The organism is Psychrobacter sp. NG27 (genome assembly GCF_016106655.1).
In the GTDB taxonomy this organism is placed as follows: Bacteria; Pseudomonadota; Gammaproteobacteria; order Pseudomonadales; family Moraxellaceae; genus Psychrobacter.
This window is the reverse complement of the sequence record NZ_JADGIN010000003.1, coordinates 351,325-373,799: the sequence shown is the minus strand read 5'-3', so window position 1 is coordinate 373,799 and position 22,475 is coordinate 351,325. Positions and strand designations below refer to the sequence as shown.

7 protein-coding genes and 1 pseudogene are annotated in these 22,475 nt (G+C 45.7%); 7 read left to right on the top strand and 1 reads right to left on the bottom strand.

The window, feature by feature from the left end; genetic code table 11:
• Positions 1-211: 211 nt before the first annotated feature.
• The 7 genes and pseudogenes from IP485_RS13880 to IP485_RS07490 all read left to right on the top strand — a co-directional run.
• A pseudogene (locus IP485_RS13880) lies at positions 212-1,798 on the top strand (circularly permuted type 2 ATP-grasp protein); the annotation flags it as partial.
• A gap of 957 nt (positions 1,799-2,755) precedes the next feature.
• Complete coding sequence (locus tag IP485_RS07515) at positions 2,756-3,541, top strand: transglutaminase family protein (protein ID WP_198326694.1); 786 nt, start codon at positions 2,756-2,758, stop codon at positions 3,539-3,541.
• A 34-nt stretch (positions 3,542-3,575) separates the two neighbouring features.
• The gene (locus tag IP485_RS07510) at positions 3,576-4,316 is read left to right on the top strand and encodes a peptidase (protein WP_198326693.1); all 741 of its coding nucleotides are present in this window, start codon (positions 3,576-3,578) and stop codon (positions 4,314-4,316) included.
• A gap of 595 nt (positions 4,317-4,911) precedes the next feature.
• Complete coding sequence (locus IP485_RS07505) at positions 4,912-8,298, top strand: BRCT domain-containing protein (protein WP_198326692.1); 3,387 nt, start codon at positions 4,912-4,914, stop codon at positions 8,296-8,298.
• Positions 8,299-8,368: 70 nt separating this feature from the next.
• Positions 8,369-16,117, top strand: coding sequence for a HEAT repeat domain-containing protein (locus IP485_RS07500; RefSeq protein ID WP_198326691.1), 7,749 nt, complete (start codon positions 8,369-8,371; stop codon positions 16,115-16,117).
• Positions 16,114-18,330 (top strand): hypothetical protein, encoded by a 2,217-nt coding sequence (locus IP485_RS07495; protein WP_198326690.1) that lies wholly within the window; start codon positions 16,114-16,116, stop codon positions 18,328-18,330. Before IP485_RS07500 ends, IP485_RS07495 begins: the two co-directional genes overlap by 4 nt.
• A gap of 3 nt (positions 18,331-18,333) precedes the next feature.
• The gene (locus IP485_RS07490; RefSeq protein WP_198326689.1) at positions 18,334-19,734 is read left to right on the top strand and encodes a reverse transcriptase family protein; all 1,401 of its coding nucleotides are present in this window, start codon (positions 18,334-18,336) and stop codon (positions 19,732-19,734) included.
• A gap of 103 nt (positions 19,735-19,837) precedes the next feature.
• On the opposite strand, the gene uvrA is transcribed toward IP485_RS07490, so the two are convergent.
• A complete protein-coding gene (gene uvrA / locus IP485_RS07485) occupies positions 19,838-22,396 on the bottom strand; it encodes an excinuclease ABC subunit UvrA (protein WP_198326688.1) in 2,559 nt (852 codons plus the stop codon).
• Between the last annotated feature and the right edge of the window lie 79 nt (positions 22,397-22,475).

Here is a 22,475-nt window from a genome sequence, read left to right as displayed (position 1 = left end):
CCTCACCAATTGAGCTAGATTTATTTGCGTTAATAATTTGAGACTACTCAAAATCCATTATTTAACTTTTGTTGTATATCAATCAGTATACGTTGTATAGTTAATACAGGAGATAGATTACCTGTTGGGCGCAATACAAGTGCTACGCGGCTTAGCATAGACAGTGTATTCATCATAAAGTATAACTTTACCAAGGATACGTGGGGTATTTATGAATAAAACAGCATCTCAAAGTCAGTCTAACGATAACACTCAAGACAAAGAAAACGCTGACCATCCAACCCAGAGTCAGAGTCAATCCATCAAAGCGCCCACTACCAAAAGTCCTGTTTCCACGACGGTCAAAGAGACTTTAGAAGGCAAAGAGGCTTTAGAAAAACCTGAGAAAAAAGCAAAAAGTTTCGATGAATTGCAAATAAGTAAGGGTAAGTATCGCCCAGTGGCACAAACCGTTGGCAACTGGCTTGATAACATCAACATGGATGCCCTTAACTATCTAAACGAACAAGCCGAAAACATCTTTTACCGTAAAGGCGTCACCTTTACCGTCTATAGCGATGCCAAAAACATCGAGCGAATGATACCGTTTGACATTATCCCCCGTATTATCGCGGCAAGCGAATGGCGTCTGATAGAAGCTGGTTGTAAGCAGCGTATCACCGCTCTCAATGCATTCTTGCATGACATCTATCATGACCAAGCCATCATGAAGGCCGACATCGTGCCTGCCAGCTATGTCTATGCCAGCGGCTGCTATGAGCCTTGGATGATGGGTATTGAGCTGGACAAACCAATCTACTCACACATCAGCGGTATCGATTTGATTCGTGATGAGTCTGGCAAGTTCTGTGTGTTAGAGGATAATTTGCGTACTCCGTCAGGTGTCTCATATATGCTTGAGAGCCGTAACATATCAGAGACACTACTGTCTGATATGTTTTCTGACACGCCTATTATGGGCATCAGTGATTACCCCAATCGCCTCAAAGCTTGTCTTGCTAGCTCAACGTCCAAATATGATCCACAAATCGTTATCTTGACGCCTGGCCGCTTCAATAGCGCCTACTATGAACATGCATTTTTAGCACACGAGATGAGCGTGCCACTCGTACATGGTTATGATTTGGTGGTTGAGGACAGTAAGGTCTACATGCAAGGTATTCGTGGCAAGGTACAAGTCGATGTTATTTACCGACGCATTGATGACCCCTATATCGACCCGCTAGCCTTTCAATCTGACTCGATATTGGGCGTCTCAGGGCTGATGAGCGCTTACCGTGCTGGTAATGTCGTCATTGTGAATGCGCCAGGTACAGGCGTGGCTGATGATAAGAGTCTATATCCTTTTGTACCAGATATGATCAAATTCTATTTAAATGAAGAGCCTATCCTACCCAATATAGAAACCTATCAATGCCGTAAGCCTGATGAGCTCAAATATGTGCTTGATAATTTAGATAAGCTGGTCGTAAAAGAAACTCAAGGCTCAGGTGGTTACGGCATGCTCATTGGCCCGACATCCACCAAGAAAGAGATTGAAGAGTATCGCCTGCGCCTACTTGAAAATCCAGCCGGTTTCATTGCCCAGCCGACTATCTCGCTATCTACCAACCCTACTGCTGTCAGCGATGGCATCGCACCGCGCCACATTGATTTGCGTCCCTTTATCTTAAGTCATGGCGATGGTTCGGTAGATATTGTGCCAGGTGGTTTGACTCGTGTGGCCATGGTTGAGGGCTCCTTAGTCGTCAATTCATCTCAAGGGGGCGGTATCAAGGACACGTGGGTCGTCGATGACAGTCATCTGCAGTCTTCGACCAAAAAACCAAACGGCAATGGTGAATCTGGTAAATGCTCGCCTTTATCATCAGAGACCAATACCTCAGATCACGCCAACTATTATGATCGTGTACAGCCTAAAGAAGCCGGCTATGAGATGCTAGATGATGCACCGATGATCTTGCTACTCTCCACTGCCAGCCATCTCATATGGCTAGGCCGATACAGCGAGCGCCTGTATTACTATGATAATGTCATGAAGCAACTGGTTAAAGACGATCTAAAAAAATCACAGCTTAAGCATTTGATCAGCCACTTAGGTTTTGATGTGGATGCGGATGAATCGTTTAAGACCATGAAAGCACAGATGATGTCTGATTTGGAACGAAATATCATACCAAACATCGTTCAATCGATAGATGACAATGTACAAGAGGCCAAAGGCGTCATTGGTAAAGACACCGCTGAGTTATATAACTTGATTAAGCGGCTCTCAAGTGCTGGTACTTATCGTGCTGCGACCTTGCAGCTACATGCGTGTAATGCTGCGATGAAACAAGAGCACCCAACCGTGACTTGTTTCTGGCAATTAGGGCGTCATTTCGAGCAGCTTGAGCGGGCTGTGCTACTAGAGGAAGACTCAATAGAAGTTAGTCTTGAATTTAAATATTGGATCAATGAGCTGCCTGAAAACACACGCTGGCGTGAGCTGACACGTCTGGCCAATCAGATGATCCGATCGAAGAAATTTAGTGATTTCGAGCTGATTAGCAAGGAGTTTAATATCATCTTGCGTCAAGGTGTCTAGCCGCAAGATGATTACAGGCGCTAATGATACAGTCGATTTCAGATAATTTGGATAATAGGAAGGCGAGTAACAGTACTACTAATAGTAGACTAAGCTCGCCTGACGCTATATCCGATTTATATGGGATTGACCATACATATGAAATAAACAGAAAAATAGGAAGCTATCATGAAACTTCAAATCAGCCATCAAACCAACTATTATTACGGCGAGCTTGCACAGCGCAGTGTCCAGTATATACGTATGACTCCCATGCAGATGCCGCACCAAATCATTCACAAATGGGAGGTTATGCTCCCTAAAGTGGCGACCAATCAAAAGGACGGCTTTGGCAATGACTGGCTCACGCTAAGCCGTAATGAGGCACATAATAACTTGCAGATGCAAGCGTCAGGTATCGTGGAGATTGATACAGAGACCAAACGTTTAGAGGATATGGCACATGTCCCCTATCTGCTCTTTACTGTACAAACACCATTGACCAAATGCTCACAAGAGATGCGTGAGTTTTCAGCACCCTATCTAAAAAAACCCACACATGACAGCCTGAAATCGATGGCCAATGCCCTCATCATGAAAATGCCGTTTGTGAAAGATGTGACCCATGTAGGTACGACAGCGACTGAGTCTTTTGCGACAGGCGCTGGCGTGTGCCAAGATCACACCCATGTTTTTTTAGGCTGCTTACGTGATCAGCATATCCCAGCCCGTTATGTGTCAGGCTATCTGTATGACGATACCGAAAACCATATGGCCAGTCACGCCTGGGCAGAAGTATGGCTGGACGGTTACTGGTACACCTTTGATATCTCAAATCAGCTGTTTCAGCCAAGCTCTCATGTCTACGTTGCCATTGGTCGAGACTATTTAGATACAGCTCCTGTCCGCGGTGTTAGAATGGGCGGCGGTTATGAAAACCTTTACAGTCAAGTATTGGTTTCGAGATTATCATAGGCTATTTTTAAGCCTATTCTACTAAGGATCAGTTATGACTTATTGTGCCGCTATACGTCTGAAAGAAGGGATGGTTTTTGCTAGCGACACACGTACCAATGCTGGGGTTGATCATATCTCAACCTTTAGAAAACTCTATCAGTATGGCGTTGAGGGCGAGCGCTTTATAGTGTTACAGACAGCTGGCAGCTTAGCGACATCGCAGGCGGTGTTTAACAAACTGCAAAACGATATTGACCAGCGTCTTGAGAGCAATCTCAATACGGTCCCGACTTTATTTGATGCCGCGCAAATGGTTGGTGAATGCATGCGTGAAAAAATGAACCATGCAAAAAAAGTCGCTAATGCTAGTGTCGATGGTGCCTTTACCAGCTCTTTTATGCTGGGTGGTCAAATCAAAGGGCAGCCGCCTGAGTTATACATGATTTATCCTGCAGGCAATTGTATCAAAGCCACTGAAGACACACCGTTTTTTCAGTTAGGTGAAAGCAAATATGGCAAACCCATTCTAGATCGTTCTGTCAGCTACAATACGGACGTAAGACATGCAGCCCGCGCGTTGATGCTGTCATTTGATTCAACCATTCAATCTAACTTGTCAGTGGGTATGCCAATAGATTTTGTACTTTATGACAATGACAGCCTAGCCATGCCTAATGGCCGACGTATTGATGAGAATGATGAGTATTTTAATAGTATTCGTCATCAATGGTCAGAGGAGCTCCGCCGTATTTTGGTTGAATTGCCTAAATGTCCTGATGGTTATTGGGGATAAATGGTTCCGTATAAAATCATATTTTCTGTACTAAAGAGCCCTTTGTGATAGACAAAGGGCTTTTCTTATAGCCAATAAAAAACCAGATTAGCGCTGAATAAACAGCCCTATTCCGGTTTTGGTTTAAAGACCTTGAATGCCATCATAGTGATATCACACTCAATTGTTGTGTAATCTACCTCATGACCTGGTACATGGAAGACTCACTGGACTGCACCTAGATAAAGGCCCTAGTGCATTAGCTCAATCACGATTGCGTGATTGCGCCAGCGAGCTAATGACACTAGGGCCTTTATCTAGGTATTAGCAGGACTGAAACAGTCTTCCTTGGGTAAAATGTAATGGCTTGACTCGTGGACGACGCAACGTCGCCCCTCACCGTAAACGGTGAAACGCTAAATCTCACAACGCATTAAGTTTGCCTCATAACAGTTATTATTGTCAATACATAATTGCAAAACCAAATTATGTACGACACTAGGTGTCGCAGGTTGTATACCTCCTTACAAAAGTCCTTGATATTTTCTCTGAAACGCGCTTTTATGGGTCTACAAAACCACGCGCACCGACAAAATAAAAATCAAGGCAAATTTCTATGAGTCTGTCCTTCGCACAAATTCAGCAAGCTTGGCAAGTTCAAGACCCTAGCTTGGTTGATAAGTTATGTTTATTAGCAACACAAGTTGATGATATTCCTGAGTCGCCCATCCCCGAGCACGAACTGACATTTGAGCGATTTTTGGACAAAATTCTAAGTCATCAGTTCCGAGAGCAAAACCCCGAAGTACAGTTTGCAGAGCGTGTGGCAATGATTGCCAAGCTTGAGGCAGACGAAGGCGTCTACCCTCTCCCTGATCGCTACAAAATCCATTTAATATTAACCGCACTGTGGGAAGATGGCAGCGCCTATTCTAGAACTATTCTAAAACAAGCCATTACGGCTTTGCCAGTCAGCTATGGTGTGTGGAAAGGTTTAAAACGTATTTATAAGCAAGCAGAATTTTCTCAAGATTATGAGATATTCGGACAAATTGCCGCCAAGATTGATTTACAGCGCTTTAATCAAACCGCCAACTCTGCGGTCAGCCTAGCCACCAAAACCTATATGAGCCTCAGAGCATGGCGTTATCTGCGCCAGCTAGGACAGCAAATGCCAATTGGCTACATTGATGCCGCCGTCTCTGTACTCGCCAGCTATGACGAAACTATGACGGCAGGCAGCCTTGAACAAACGAACAGCTGGGTACTTAATCATATCTGTTTCCATAACAGTCTTGATTATGGCGTCAATCGATTCAGCAGTCGCTCACCTCGCAAGCTCTTTGATGCAAAAGGTCGCGCGTTTTCTGAGGCGTGGCAACGAGACTCTGAGCCACTTATTGAGTTGCTGGCCATCGCCAAAAACGAGGCTATCAGACAGTTCGCAACCGATAGCCTAAAGCACGATTTCAAAACCCAATTACGTGATGTGAGTGGTGAGACGCTACAATATTTATCTGCCGGACAAGCGCATAGCAAAGCGCGTGATGAGATGATTGTTTGGCTATTAGAGAACGCACCACATTTTGAAAAGTCTAAATTTCAAACATTGGGCTTGCATCAAGTGGTGCTACAGCTACTCCATTCACACTATCCTGCCGCCTATCAGTATGCGATTAGCTATGCCAAAAGCTACGCTCAGGACTTATCGCTTACTGAGCTGATGCTACTGGCCATGTCAGATTATGAGCCTGTTAGAGTATTTGCCATCAACAATATCTTAAGTCGTGATTCTGTCTCTGATATCGGTGTCAACGGTTGGGGTCAGCTATTAGACACAGAGCATCACTATCAAACCGCGAGCAAACAACTTAGCAAACACTTTACGCGACGTGACTTGACCCCTGAGTGGTTTTTTGAACTATTGACTAGCGGTAGAACACACAGCGTAAAATTTGCCATAAAAAAACTGCCTGAGCTTTATAGTGCTAAAGAGCTGGGTGCTGAATACTTTATTCGCGTTGCCCAGCAATTAGATATACCAGAGCAACAGGATTTCTCTGCTTATAACGACAGCTACTGCATGGACTTTGCATTGGACCAGCTCAGACGTTTGGATTTGAGCCAAGTAAACGCGGCAGTATGGCAAATGCTATTGTTACATTCACTATCGCAAGCGACTATTATCGATTGGTTTGATGAAGATGTACTGTCAGCGGCGACGCTTGATATGAGCTATTGGCATGCGCTTGCCTATGAGCTTGATTGGCAAGTGAGTGAATATGTTGAACAATTAAAATTTGCTGACACTCCTATTAAAAACTGGCAAAAGCACTTGGCCTTTGATGAGTACTTAGCAGAAAACGTGCGTGACTGGCTGTCTGATGTGCGCCGGTTTGCGCCGATAGATTTAGGTTTCGACTGGCTTATGAACCTTGCGCATAGCGAACAAGCACTCTATCGTGAATTTGCTATTGAGCGCATTAACAAAGGGTTCTTGCCTGCCGACTTTATCGCATATCTTGACAGCAATGAAGGCGCCTCTACTGACAACGCTTCCAGTAATGGCACTGACAATAAAAACTCAAATAGCGACGCTGCTACTGAAGTAGATTTGACCGGCCAACGCTATTTATTCACAGGCAAAATGCAAAGTATGACTCGTGGCGAGGCCGAAAAAGTTGTGAAAGCGGCTAATGGTGCCATCAGTGGCGCTGTCAACGGCAAGTTAGATTACTTGGTCATCGGTGATGATGGTTCACCGTTATACGGTAATGGCCGTAAAGGTAGCAAGCAAGTTAAAGCCGAAAGCTTAATCGCCGATGGTGCGCCGCTAAAGATTATTTCCGAAACCGCCTTTTTACAGATGCTGAGTGGTCAATCGAGAGAGGTGTCTGAAGACGATACTTTTGCAGGTGCCAACGCCCTGTGGCATATGGCAACAGATGACGCTACTGCACCTATCAGTGAGCTTGCGATTAGCTACCTCAGTCATCATCATGAACAGATCTGTATGGCACTGACAGACAGACCAGTCGATCCCGATGCGATTATCCCTTCTTCTTTCTTTGATGCGGAGCGTGTCATTCCTTTACTGCAACACCGTAACAGCCAGCTGCGAGAATTTGGCTTGTTGCTGAGTGAGTATGAGATGGCGACGTGGCAACCAACGCCAACCCTATGGCTGATGATGGCAGAATCTCCCTATACGGATATCACTCAACTGCTAAAGCGTGCGCTATTGGACAAGCCATCTGTTGCCAATCGACGTTATCACATCCAGTCAGAACAATTGAATGCTGGCATGCTGAACGCTTTGATTGAAAGCAAAGCGCGAGTCGCTCGCCAAATCGGCATCGCCTTGCTGCAGCGTCATGCCAATTTCCAAGATGTGCAGTCTCTATATCGATTGACCCAAAGCACAGACCGCGAAGTACGTTATGCCGCCGTAACCATGCTATGGAAACACTACAAGGCGCGTCACGTGTCTCCAAACTGGCAACCAACCAGTATCAATAAAGATGCTGTCAAAGACAGCATCGCTCAACCAGTCATAACAGAGCAGACAGATAAACGTTTGGCAAGCTTACCTGCAGAAGTTGATCAGTTATTAATGCTGCTACGTCGTGGTCTCTTTGAGCTACCACCGGGACGTCTAGGCGGTTCACAAGAGCCAAGTACTAGTGACAGCAATAAACATAAGCAACAACGTTATTCAGATAAAAACTCAGCATCATCACAGTCATATGAGGCAGCTGAGTCAGATAGCAATATCACACTAAAACCCATATCTGCGAGTCGTGCCAAATTGGCGTTGATTGAAACGTTCCGTGATGTGGCGTTGACTGACAGCACCTTTGCGGCGCTCATTATGCCCACACTGTTCACCTTTACGCACTCGGCAGGCAAGATGGAGCGTTATGCGTGTTTGGTTGCCGTCACACGGTTATTACATCGCTATCCTGAGCTATCCAAAAACCTGCAGCCAGTGGCATCGGCTTAACGGCTTTGGCAAACAGATATAGATAAAAGATACTTAAAAAATATGACGTCACCTCAACTGAGATAACACCATGAAAACAATAACACTCCCCTATTGGGGTCAAATTATTGGCTTAGTCAGTAAGGCCAACAGTACCCAAGCGGCAACTCAAAAGACAACCAAGCAAGATGGGCGCAGTCTTTTTATTACTCGCCAGCAGCAAGCATCTACTACGGTCTTATACGTCCTTGATCAACAAGGTGAGCAATTTAGCTTATCGACAACTGCGCTGCCTTGTGCGATGCAAGCCATCACTAAAATAGATGATAGTACGGTGGTAATGATTGGTGACGATGGTCATCTTTATCAAACGGATTGGCAAGCCAAGAAAGTTAAGAAGACCAGTGCCAAATCCTTACTCGATGCACCTGAAAATAATAACAGTACTATAGGCCGTGCCGTAGCAATGGCACCACTACAAGATGCACTGGCTATTTTATATCCGAAACATATCGTAGTATGGCCTTATCAAGACAGCCAAGCCAGCAGTACTGTCATCATTGAGCCTTATTCGTCTTCTATAGCAGCATCAGGTAAAGAATCCGCATTAACAGCGCAAGCAACCTCGAATGATGGCTCGTGGCTCGTTGTGGCAGATAAAACAGGAGATGTTAGTAGCTATCAATGGGTATCAGATGGTGCACAGCTCAATCTAAGTAGTCGCAAACAGCTCCACCAAGGTAAAGTAAACGCGCTTTGTTTTGAGCCGGTTGGTCAGTACTTTTTCTCAGCAGGCGCAGATAAGTGCTTATACCGCACACATGTCCAAGGCGACCTACACCCTGTTGATAGAGCCAAGTCCAGCCAACACAGTGAAATGATCACCGCGCTTTGTGTCTCAGACACTCGGATATTCACTGCCGCCGATGACAAGAGTGTTAAATCATGGGCATTTGATAAGGGTCAACCAAATAGCTGTAAAGAGGATCTAACCAAGGCTCGACAGATCGTCTTATCTTCTTATGCTGAACAACCAACGCTCATTGTAGTCAGTGCTGATCAGAGCTTACGTTTCATACCTATTGACCATACTCAAAGTACGGCACAGAATAGCACCTCACAAAATAGTACGGCAAAAAATAGCAAGCTGCTCCCAGTCACTTATATCATCAAAGACGGCTATCAGAGAATCGCTCAATTACTGACAGATGCCTCAAACAATAACGATGTGTCGTTTAAAGAAGGATTGGCGCTGCTACAGGCGCAAGCAGATAACCAAACATTAGAGCTGGTTAAAAAATTACTTGCTGATAGCGACACACTCACGGCCAATCAAGCATTGCAACTGGTACAGTGGATTGCTACTACTAATCTTGATAAAACTGCACAGGTTTTAGAGCAGCAACTAAGCTCGGCGCACAGTGCAAAAGTACGTCTTGCTGCTTTTCATGCCTTGGCCGACCGCGCAAGTACGGCGAAGCGCCCGCTGCATTATCTAGAAGAAGCCTTTAAAAACCGTTACTACGAAGAAGTGGTGGCTTCTGCGTTACAAGGTTACCTAAAGGTCGCGATGAAGGATGCTACGAGCCAGCGCCGCATCTTACCTATTTTAAGAGAAGCGTTGTCACACAGTTTTGCGAATATTCGTAAGCAAGCATTGGCCTCACTTGAGACGCTGTTGCCAGACAACAGCCCGCAAGCAGATTTAATGGCACTAGACTGCAATCAGTCAGACATTGTCCAGTCAGGGTTGATTCGTCTGTATCAGCGCGGCATGCTAAACCACCTTGAAATCTCGCGTCAGCTGATGCTGCTACAGAACCATCGTAATACAGAGATTAGGCAAACGGCGTTTTACGTCTCATTACTGTCTCAGCCTAAATTGATAGAAGCGCTCAAACAGCAAGGCGACACGCAAACATTACGTACCCTGTCTGATTTTGATGACTTTCGCTTACTGCGCGGCACGCTACTAGATAATGCTAGCAGCACAGCGGCAAATGATAATAATGTTAAACAATCCGATGAGGCGATCCGTTTAACCTTATCTACGCAAGATTTTATCTCGCAAGCAGATAATACCCAAGCATCTAAGAGTAAGGCTAAAACGGCCAAATCCAAGAAGCTTGCTACTGAATCTATAAATCTAAGCAATGACACGTTAGAGCCTTTATTACAAAGCTTAAGCAATAGTCATGAAGATATCAGTTTTCGAGCGGCTTATGCGCTGGCCTGTCTACAAGACAAACGTGCGTTTGGCACCCTGATTAGTCTGATGAGCCATGAAGACAGTGCCATCATCCGTGCTGGTGTGGCCACCGCGCTTGGTCATTTAAATATAGAAGACGCCAAAGCAGTCCTACCGACATTATTGGACGATAAGGACGCTGGCGTGCGCCAAGTGGCTATGCAAGCCTATGGCAAGTTGGCAGACAATGCATTGTCTTGGGCAGCGACAGGTTTTGCTTCTAAACATCAAGATATTCATGAGCAGTCATTGGCACTATTTTTAAAGCATGTTACGCCAGATAGCTCAAATAGTGGTGATAGCAGTGATAAAAACACTCAGATGTCGTCAGAGATGACGGACATACTGCTACAGGCATTGAACAACCCTTTTACCAGTATTCGGTTAGAAGTGGTTAAAGTTCTATTAAACCGCCAATTCGAGCAGTCATCTGACAATTTTTCTAAAAACACTTCTGACAGCGCTATCGTTGACATCATCAAGCTATTGCAGCAAAGCCTGTTTGAAGATGTACATCAAGTTGCGATAGAAGAATGGCAACGACTGCTGCTAGCGATGAATTCGAAGCATAAAGCCAATAACACTGAAGAAACCAGCCGCCAAAAGACCAATCAAGCCGTCTTAACCCTGTTTTTTGCAGATACGTTTGCCGCTATCCGTAAGCAAGCCTTTGACATCACACTTAAGCAAAGCAAGCATTTGGGGTTTGCTGACGTAATGCTGAACGCGCTTGCCAGCCCTTATGCTGATACCAAGCAACTAGCCCTTACGACGGTGCAAGCCAGAGCGAATATGACTCAGCTGACACAACTGATGCCAGCGCTCGTGGCCATGTTCGCTGATGACAGTATTGAGCTACGTAAACAAGCCTTAACGGTCGCTCTGGCACTAACAGACTTAAAGCCTACTGTTTTAGCGGATAACAGCAGCCTAGATGATAGTAGCACCGATGATCAACCGAATCATCACGAAGCATTGATTACCGCAGCCTTAAACAGCCCTTATCCTGACATCCAACTGACAGTCGCTCAACTACTGGCCAGCCAATCACGCCTCTATGCTGACGAAGAACAGGCACAGCGGAGTGATGAACAAGCGTACGAAGTCTTTAAGCACTACTTAGAGATACCTATGCCTTCTCAAGGTAAGAAAAGTGATAGCTATACTCAGTGGCACAGTCATGTTAGCCAAGCACTGTCTGGCTTGTCTAAACTGGCATATCCATCAAAGCATGATGCACTAGGTTGGTATGCTAAATATCTACACCACCCTGATGCTGATTTTAAGCCTCTTGCACCAAAGATTACGCAGATAGTCTCGCTTGAGGACATTGATCTACTGGTGAAATGGCAGAAAGATGAGCACGCCATTATCAGTCAATCAGCCAGTTTATGTTTGGCTATTTTAGGTGACGCTCGCGGGCAGTACTTCCTTACTCATGACATAAGAGACGAAACAGACAATCTGAGTACGCTTGTCGCACCGATGACACCTACGCATTGGCTTCAAGCACAGCACGGTTTAGGTGTTACACATGCACGGCAATTACAGCCTTTGTTTGAGTCAGAATCTTATGCAGTAGCAGCCAGACTGTTATTGATATTTAATGATTTACAGAATGGCTTGCAAGGTGGCAGGCAAGCTCCTGAAGCGACCGCTACTAGCACTGTCAGGCCCAATCGACTGATAGAAGCCCTAAGCTTTGCGGATAATGACACGGCAGTAGTCTATGCCAACATACTCGCTCGTTACCCGAACGACGTACAACACACTAATAATCAGCCAGCACTATCGTCAACGTGGCAGTACTTAAATGATTACTTGTCACGTCAAGTAGGCGGTATTTTATCCGCTCACTCTGAAGTCATCACGATGATGATGGATGCCATGCCAAACACGGTAGATAAAGGTGGTGTTAAAGGACAGTCGAATAATACGGCCTCTATCCGAGCAAGTATTCTAACGACGGTGAGTACCGAAAACTTACAACAGCTCGCCAACCTCAGTCGACATCAGCAGCCATTGGTACGCGCACAAACCATTAGTGTCATTTGCAACTTATCTGAATTATTCGCCCATGACTACTATGACGACGAGGACGATGTTTTTGAGACATTACAAAAATGGCAACGCAGTTTGCAGGCATTGTTAAGTGCTCACCCAGTTACGGCCACCATTAATGAGGTAGCAGGCGATGCACAAACAGTAGGTAGCTCGCCTACTGACAAACAAGACTGTCAGGAAGTAGATTATCCTTACCAGTCTCTTGCTTTTGGTGCTTGGATTGGCGTCATACGCGCAGGCGATGATTATTATGCGAATAGCAGCACCACAGACCAAGCCATTCGAGGGTTAATGTGGCTTGCTACTCAACCATCAGAGCTTAACACCAATAACAACACTAATAACGATGAGGACTGGCGAGACAGTACCAGTCGCGTGCTGTTGCCACTACTGAACCACAGTAGTTTTGACACTCGTGATCTGGCTTGGGCATGCTTGTATAAGCTGGACATGCCTGCCAAAAATCTGGCTGACTATGCCATGAGTACGCCCTACCGAGATATGGTAAAACGCGGCTTAGATTTATTGTTAGATACCGCAAATAATAATGCCGTACAGCAGCAAAGCAAACCATCGGCTACTGTCAGTAGCGCTGATCAACAACTCATTGATTTGTTAAAAACCAATAATCACACCTTAGCAGAAGAGACCTATCAGCTGCTAAAAGGCCGACTAGGCCATCTGCCAGCCAGCTTGCTTGGGCTACAGACTTATTGTCAGTCGTTACTGCCTCAGATCGTTGCTGAATGGAAACAAGTCATTGTCACACCCTTTGCAAACAGTCAATCGCCGTCAGTGCAGCGTCAAGACAAACTGACGTTTTTGCTGCACGCTGTGAAGAGTGATGATTGGAATGCAAAATATCAAGCACTGAGTCAACTGGTCGAGTTTCATGACGTACTCTTTGCAGACAGCACGCTATTTGATAGCTTGTTTGATTTTGCTGAAGACGCTCAAGCGAGCAATGAAAAGTACCGTAGCTGGAATTTGCTTGTCGATGCACTCACGTCGTACCAATTCATCAATAAGAATATTTTAGATGGTGGCTTTAATAATGATTTAGAGAGTAGCTTTGATATTGCTACTGCTGAACAGGTCGCGAATGAGGCGCACTTACGATTACTAGCCTTACTCGATGATCCACATATCAACAAACCTAAACAGTTCATTTATAGTGATATTGCTGACCTGCGTAACACAAATCTCGTGGCGCCATTACTACAGCGTTTAGAAAATCTGTTTGAGCATACGCCGCAAAGAAACAAAGAAGAGCGTAAATACTTATTTGATAGCTTAGTAAAAATCAGCGGTTACGATCAAAACATCGATGATTACCTAGATGAGCGTGAAGACACACGCTGGTTACAACGTCAGCATCCAAGAGACTCGCAAGTCTTGCTATCACTGTTTACTACCCTTATGAATCATAGTGACTATGCGCTTGCTGCGCAGCTATTGCCGTCACTGGCATGGGTACAATCGGACGACAGCGATTTATCCTCGCGCATTGATAGTGCTTTGGCGCTCGCCTACGAGCAGATGCCAGCTAACCATACCTTTAAATTGGTCGAGGCACTGGCATATCGAGCCAAAAGACGACACGGCAGCATTGCCTCATTACAAAACGCCCTGCGTAATAAAGACGCCGATGTACAATTTGCCGCGGCTGAAGGACTGGCTAAATGTGGTCACGCTGATGGGGTCAATATCTTGATGGCCACGATAGATTACAACCCTGATGCTGAATTCCGCAGCTGCAGTGTGTTAGCCATTGGCGAGTTGCTAGGCAGTAACAACCAAAGTCAAAATACTCACTCGCCTAATGCTAGCTCACCTGCGGACAATGCCGATAAAAACTTACAGGTTCATACTTTATACAAAGCCTATGATAAGTTAATCAAACTGGCCGAAGATGATGAGCATTACCTGCAAGACGTGGCCAGTGAAGCCTTAGGTCGCCTTGCACAAGGTGGTGACTTTGAGCATAGTTCGCATATTTTTGAGCTATTAAAATCGCACTTGTCAGACCCCGCAGTCCATTTCACCAATCCCGCCATTGTCCATTGGTTAAATGGACTGCGCTGGCTCAACACAACGCCTGCTTGGGAACAAATCCGCAGTTATATACGCACTCACCTTGATAAAGCCATATTTTTCCGTCCGCAAAGGCATGCGGTATGGCTATTGCAGATGAATAATAACGATGCCAATAAAGCATTAATCTTAGATATCTTAAAGCAGAACAGTTTAGACCATGCTGTGCTTATGGCAGCTTATACGGCGGCACAGAAAACTTGGGGCAGCCTCGCATCGCAGGTTTACCCTTATGATTGGGCAGCCATCCAAAGCCATAATGATGACTTTGTAGAAGAGACGGAGCGTTTGAGCCTAAAGCGTATTATTGATAATAGCAGCATCGATGAGCTGGCAACATTCATCACCCAGCATAGTGCGCACTTGCCAGCCGATACCCTGATGGCACTGCAAAATGCCATTATGGCCAAGCAAGACATGCCGACATCGCAGCTTACCGCGTTGATTAGTAGTAGTAATCCCCTGACACAGCATATTGGACTGTGCTATCTGACCCAATGTCCGACCAACTATCTAGACAAAGAAATGGTTGCGATGTTGCAGCAGCGTTTTGGTGCTGCAAGCGAGCAATGGCACACGCTTATCGATACCATCAACCGCAGTCCAACGACCATCAATAATAGTCAGTGGATTGATATGGTTGAGCAAGTGGGTACCACCATCTCGCAACTGGTGTGGTTAATCATGCGTCATATAGCCATTACAACTGCCAAAGGAACTGTCGATAAAGCGGCTACTAAGCAAATCGCGGCAATGCTTGACTGGCTCAATGATGCTCGTCAACCATTGACCATCACTTCCGTCCCACTGCTCTCTACGACTGTTAGCGGTTGGTGGCAGCAAGCGTTGTTGGCATTGCTGGCTAGACCTGTCGCTGAAGATAAGGTGCTATCAAGTATCTTGCCAACGTTGAGCGTTGTCTCGACAGCAACTCAATCGCAGCTCACTTACGACAACCAAGCCTTGCTAGGAACTGTGATTGCTCGTATTGAACAAAGCGGTACATCTACCCAAAAATCCATAATAACGGTAGTAAAGAATGCGCTAAAACATAAGAGCTCGTCTACCGAGATACCAATCAATCAACAGCTGCTACAGTGGACCAAAGCAAAAGATGCTAACGCACTTTATCATTGTGCAGGTAATGACAACATGGAGCTGACGGTTCGTATCCGTGCTATCGAAGCGATTGGACAGCTACATGATCCAAATATCGAACAATGGCTGACGACGCTCATGGCTCATGAAAACTCAGACATTCAGAAGCTTGCTTATAAAGTACTACGCCGCTGGCAACGTGCCATGATACGAGCACAGCAAAAGCGTCCGTTATCATCTGGCAATATGGAATCGCAACCTAGCTCGACCATCGCAGCACAAAATAGTCAGGACAGCAGTCAAAAAAGCAATCAGGGTGAAGGAGACAGTCAATGACTATAGACAATCAATTAGACCAAGCATCAGAAACAGAGTCAGAAGTAATGGCAAACACTGATGGCCTGATGATGCAGTTGGACTACGCCGCACCTAGCCAAATCAGTCAAGTTAATGAATCGTCAGATTCATTGTCGGAGGCGCAAACGACCGAACACACTCAGCATGTGGCACTATTTACTCAGCTGAATCGATCGGAGGTTAACTTCCACGGTAAGGTCAAGTCTCCCCTTGTCTTTCGTGACAGTTTGCTAGCTCTGTTTGATGTGGTGAGTAGTGACTACCGTTATGTGCCAAAAGACCGCTCAGCGTATACGGTCTTTATGCAGATGCGCCGTGCCAGCAGCAATAAAAACCTATTTACTGCACAGCGTGATTATTTCACGTGGTTGTTCGACAATGACCCACTCGCCTTTTGTATTTTAGACCCAATTATTCAAGTGCATGAGCAAGGTGTCAGCTTTGAGGTATTTAGCCGTGATGAAGGTTGCTATGCTCAATTGACCTTGACCAATGAGATTTTTGAGCAAAGTACCAAGCCTACCCTTGGTACCACAAGTATTGATTACAGTACGGCCTTATTTAACGGCATTGAAAAAATTCGTGACCATCAACAAACGGTATTAGACATTGGTCATGAAGCGGTCGGCTTACAGTTACTCGAAACTATGCCAGAGACCGCTGAAGCAGATACTGACAGTACAGTAACCACGCCCACCGTAAAAAAACAGATCATAGAAAAGCGCATCAATGTGCCCAAAAGCTGGATCAGAGCACTGCTACAAGTTCAATCCGCAGGTCAATTGCCACAAGATACCATTCATCTTGATCCAATCGCGCTATACAACGTGTTGTTTGAGCTGCGCATGCATGCTGATATCAAAGGCAAACGGCGTGGATTGTTGATTGAACTCAGACCTCAGCAGCTGCCAGTGATTATATTAGAGCCATTTGACATCACTGTTACTAGCCAAGTCAGCCAACAGCAAAAGCCCTATCAAGGTCAACAGGCAAAGCTGATTCGCTTATGGGGTCGCCGTCGTCTCAGCCTATTAAAACGTCTGTTGCCACATACTGACAGCGTTTCGGTATCGCTACTGGGTCAAGGCATGCCAAGCTATTGGACACTAAAAGGCAAAGGCTTTCATTTCACCTTTGCTATGACTGGCTTTAGCCAAGCCAATTGGTCACAGTCATTGAACTTTGACTTATTACTGCCTAAGCGTCCACAGCAAAACACACTTAGCGCGGATAGTGAGCAAGTATTAGAAAGTACTGATAGTGATTTAGTAAAGGTCGTTGATAGCCTTACTCACCGCCCAAGTACGGTAGAAGTATTGACCCAGCAGCTAACAACGCAAGAGTCAGAATTAAAATCAGCACCTATCACGCAAGCACAAGTGCGACAGTGGCTGCTAGCGGGAACGCAGCAAGGCTTGATTCGTTATGATATTGCGCAAGGGAGCTATTATTATCGTCCATTGACGCAGACACCGCTCGATATGGCGCAGTTTGCTTATCATAATGAGGCAGAAAAACAGGCCTTTGATTTGATTGGCCGTACGGATGCTGTGCAGAAGTTCTCTGTCGAGACTGTCGCTACCAAAGGCGTGAGCATCAGTGCTGATATCTATGTTGAAGAGGATCGACGTACTTACCACAGTCAGCTACAACTGGGTGATGAAGCACTGGTCAGCCGAGCAGAATGTAGCTGTCCGCAGTATTTACAGCACCGACTCACACAAGGTGTGTGTGCGCATCTCATAGCATTAAGGCTCAGTTATAACAATTACGACAGTACTACTGCCAAAAACGACAGCTGGCATGACACTCGTATATTGAGTCAGCGTGTGCCTATTCGCCACTCTATTCGCCATTCCACTAAAGCTGCCACTCAGTATAAAAACGAGGCTATCACAGCACCCTCAGATTTGGTGATGGACTTATCTGCATTAGCACAACTATCAGAACCATCATTAGATAATAAGACAGACAGTATCAAAGATAAAGCGATTGCTACAACAGACGAGACTTGTATCACTTATATCTATCTGACCATCGCACATAAAAAAATAACGATTGAGCAGACCACGGGTGATGACAGTACACATCAGCACTTTGTGTTTAACCAACCTGCTCAAGCCAAAGCGGCTTATTTACAACATATTGCCAGATTTGAAGCCAAAGGCTTTATCGAAAACCAAGGGGTGTAAGGTATGACGACGCAGACAGAGCAGCAGAATGATTATATAACCCCTGTGCCTAATGCCACGCCCTTTGAGCGACAGTGGCAGCAACTATGGCAAGACATTGAGCTGGCAGGCGGACGCTATCAATACGTTCAGCAGCAGCTCGTGAAGAACGGCTTTATGGTAGATCGCCAACCTGTCGATAACATGAGCCCAAAAGAACGGGATCGCTATAAAAAAGCCTTAAAAAAGGAAGCAGCTGAAGAAAAAAGTCTCAAAAAGGCTGCTTGGCAAGCCTACAAAGCTCACCATATTGTCCATCTTGGTCACCAAGTCTACTGGTCAGATGACACCAGTTCCGATAAATGGGATATCAAAGACGCATCCAATCGCCTTATTGAAAATAAATTGCCAATACTCAACAAGCATACTGAGCTGGCAGACGCAGTTAACCTAACCGTACCCCAGTTGAAAGGGCTCTGCTACCAAAAGGACGTCGCAACCAATCTGGCCTACTCGCATTTCACTATTGCCAAACGCAATGGGTCGCCGCGTCAAATATGGTCGCCCATTCCGCGCTTAAAATTCGTGCAGCGTTGGATTTTGAACCAAGTCTTAAACAACTTAACAACGCATGATGCCGCACATGGTTTTGTTCGTGGCAAATCCATCGTGACCAATGCAGCCGTACACAGCAATAGTGAGCTGCTTATTAAGCTGGATGTCAAAGACTTTTTCCCTAGTGTCAGCTGGCGCCGCGTCAAAGGCGTGTTCCGTCATGCCGGTTATCAAGAACAAATATCCACGCTACTGGCGCTATTGTGCACCGAAGCGCCTAGACAAATCATCAAACAAGATGGCGTTACCTACTATGTGGCGTTGGGTGATAGAGCTTTGCCACAAGGCGCACCCACTAGCCCTGCACTATCCAATATTGTCTGCTTAAATTTAGATCGACGCTTAACGGGACTGGCTGACAAAATTGGCTTGCGCTATAGCCGCTATGCCGATGATTTAACGTTTAGTTTGCCAGTATCCAGTCAGAAATCCACCTCTGCAAAGAGCGATTTAGACACTAAGCACAACCAATTGATTGGTCAGCTCTTAGGATCAGTGAATAAAATCTTACGTGAAGAAGGTTTTGCGCTGAATAACGACAAGACACGTGTGATTCGTAAAGGCAATCAGCATAACGTTACTGGTATGGTGGTCAATGGACAAGGCGTACCTAGGGTATCTCGTCAGATTAAGCGCATGTTACGAGCAGCTGTCCATAACCTAGAGTCAGGCGGTACATTACGCGCTGATGAGACTTTAAATACGCTGTCAGGATATGCCGCTTGGATAGCCTCGGCAGAGCCAGAGTTAGGACACAGTCATCTAGCTAGAATTGAACGTTTGCAAGTACAAGAAGAGAGACCTGCATAAATATTTATAAAGAAATGAGTATTAGAAAAATTCTATTTCTAATACTCATTTTTACATCGGTAACATGTACTGATGTAAAGACACTGATATAAATATACTGCCATTACACCAATAAAAACGGTGCAGTACGACTTCCTTTTGATTGGGCAACGTCACATGGTGTGCCTTGAGCGACGATTAGCCCGCCTGCATACCCAGCCCCTGGCCCGATATCAATGATCCAGTCGCTATTGCTCGCCACTTGCATATCATGCTCAACCATGATGACGGTATTGCCCGCATCGACGAGACCATTTAACTGTGCCATGAGCATAGACACGTCAGCAGGATGTAGACCTGTGGTTGGCTCATCCAATATGTATAGCGTGTCGCCTCGTTGCACACGCTGCAGCTCGGTGGCAAGCTTAATACGCTGCGCTTCGCCGCCTGACAGCTCTGTAGCAGGCTGACCCAAACGTAAGTAGCCAAGTCCAACTTGTAGTAACGCCTCTAATGCACGCAAAATAGGTGCTTCATCGACGAAAAATTCGTATGCTGCTTCCACTGTCAAGTTCAAGACTTCAGCGATGTTTTTGTCTCGATAAGTGATTGCCAGTGTTTCATCGTCATAGCGTTGACCATGACAAACCTGACAAGGCGCATAGACGCTTGGCAAAAACAACAGCTCAACACTGACAAACCCTAAGCCTTCGCAATTTGGGCAGCGGCCTTTGGTAGTGTTAAACGAGAACCTGCCAGCATCACAGCCTTTTTCTTTTGCTTGCTTAGTCGCTGCAAACAGCTTGCGTACATAGTCAAACAAACCAGTATAGGTTGCCAAATTAGATCGCGGTGTACGACCAATCGCTTTTTGATTGATATTAATAAGACGGCGGACGTGCTCCATGCCAGCGACGATTTCACCGCCAGTTACTGACTCAAGCTCCTGCTCAAGTAAGTCCGCCTCACCGACAGGCGCTTCTATGACTGTCTTTTGCCCCAGTGCTTCATTGATAAGCTCTACCAGTGCTTGACTGACGAGGCTTGATTTGCCTGAGCCCGAGACCCCTGTGACGCTGGTCATCACACCAAGCGGAAACTCAACGTCTAATCCTGTGATATTGTTTCGCTCGATATTTGCAAGCTTAAGCCACTCTGTCGGTTGCCTTGTACTAGATTTTGACTGTGCGTTAGACATGGCATTGGCAAAAAGATATTGGCCAGTATGCGACTGTGTAACCTCACGAAGGCCTTCTATAGGCCCACTATAAACAATCTCGCCACCATGCGTGCCTGCCTTTGGCCCGACATCGACTATCCAATCAGCATGTCTAATGACACTCACATCATGCTCAACAACAAACACCGAATTCCCAGCTGCAATCAGCTCATCCAATGCATCTAGTAATGCTTGAGTATCAGCGGGATGCAGACCTGCCGATGGCTCATCAAGGACATATACTACGCCAAACAACTGCGAGCGAATTTGAGTGGCTAATCGCAGTCGCTGTAGCTCACCAGGAGAGAGTGTCGGTGTGGTACGCTCAAGCGAGAGATAGCCCAACCCTAACCTTGTCAGCGCTTCAACACGAGAGAGAATGTCACTGGCGATACGCTGGGCGACGATGGCTTTTTCGCGGTTTGGTGTGTTATCGGCTACCTTGGTACGAGCGGTTACTTCTAATTTTTCCGCCATTTCTGTTAGCGTTAGCTGTGATAGCTCACCGATATCGAGTCCTTCAAACTTAACCGATAGCGATTCTTTCTTTAGTTTCTTGCCATGACATTCTGGACACTCAGATATCTGCATAAACTGCGAGACACGTTTTTTAGTACGCGGGCTTTGAGTAGTGGCAAAAGAGTGCAAAATGAAGTTTTTGGCACTGGTAAAAGTACCCATATAGTTTGGCTTTTCGCCTTTTTCTATCGCATCACGCGTTTGCTCAATGTTGTATTCAGGATAGACAGGTACCGTCGGCGTATCATCCGTAAACAAAATCCAGTCGCGTGTTTTTTTCGGCAATGTGTGCCATGGTTTATCAATATCATAGCCCAATGTGGTCAATATACGGCTAAGGTTTTGTCCTTGCCACGCTGGTGGCCATGCTGCAATCGCACGCTCACGGATGGTCTTGGTGTTATCTGGCACCAGTAACTCTTCAGTGACTTCAAATACGCGGCCAATACCTGAACAAGTTGGGCAAGCACCATCTGGTGTATTGGGAGAGAACGCATCTGCGTACAATATATCCTGATTAGCTGGATACTCTCCTGCGCGTGAGTACAACATGCGTAGACCATTGGATATCGTCGTTACGCTACCCACGGACGAGCGCACTGAAGGTGTACCCCGCTTCTGCTGCAAAGCAACGGCTGGTGGCAATCCTTCTATACTATCGACGTCTGGCTCGTCAACCTGATCGATCAGCCGTCTCGCATAAGGCGATACTGAATCAAGATAGCGGCGTTGTGACTCAGCAAACAACGTACCAAATGCTAATGACGACTTCCCTGAGCCTGATATACCGGTGAAGACCACTAGTGCATTGCGAGGTAAGTCAACATCAACGTTCTTTAAGTTGTGTACGCGCGCGCCTCTGACCTGAATGTTTTCTTGGTCAGAATTATGAAGGGTGTTTCTAACTTCGCTTGTTTTTTCTTCTAATTTTTTTGGGTTTGCCATAATGCTACTGTTCCTATCGAATCGTTGTTTATTCTTAACGTGCTTAGTTGTTTTTATTGAATTAGCAGAAAGGTTAACA

What these genes read in the sequence shown, in the direction of transcription:
- IP485_RS07515 (WP_198326694.1), top strand. Translation starts at nt 2,756, where the DNA reads ATGAAACTTCAAATCAGCCATCAAACCAACTATTATTACGGCGAGCTT.
- IP485_RS07510 (WP_198326693.1), top strand. Translation starts at nt 3,576, where the DNA reads ATGACTTATTGTGCCGCTATACGTCTGAAAGAAGGGATGGTTTTTGCT.
- IP485_RS07505 (WP_198326692.1), top strand. Translation starts at nt 4,912, where the DNA reads ATGAGTCTGTCCTTCGCACAAATTCAGCAAGCTTGGCAAGTTCAAGAC.
- IP485_RS07500 (WP_198326691.1), top strand. Translation starts at nt 8,369, where the DNA reads ATGAAAACAATAACACTCCCCTATTGGGGTCAAATTATTGGCTTAGTC.
- IP485_RS07495 (WP_198326690.1), top strand. Translation starts at nt 16,114, where the DNA reads ATGACTATAGACAATCAATTAGACCAAGCATCAGAAACAGAGTCAGAA.
- IP485_RS07490 (WP_198326689.1), top strand. Translation starts at nt 18,334, where the DNA reads ATGACGACGCAGACAGAGCAGCAGAATGATTATATAACCCCTGTGCCT.
- uvrA (WP_198326688.1), bottom strand. Translation starts at nt 22,396, where the DNA reads ATGGCAAACCCAAAAAAATTAGAAGAAAAAACAAGCGAAGTTAGAAAC.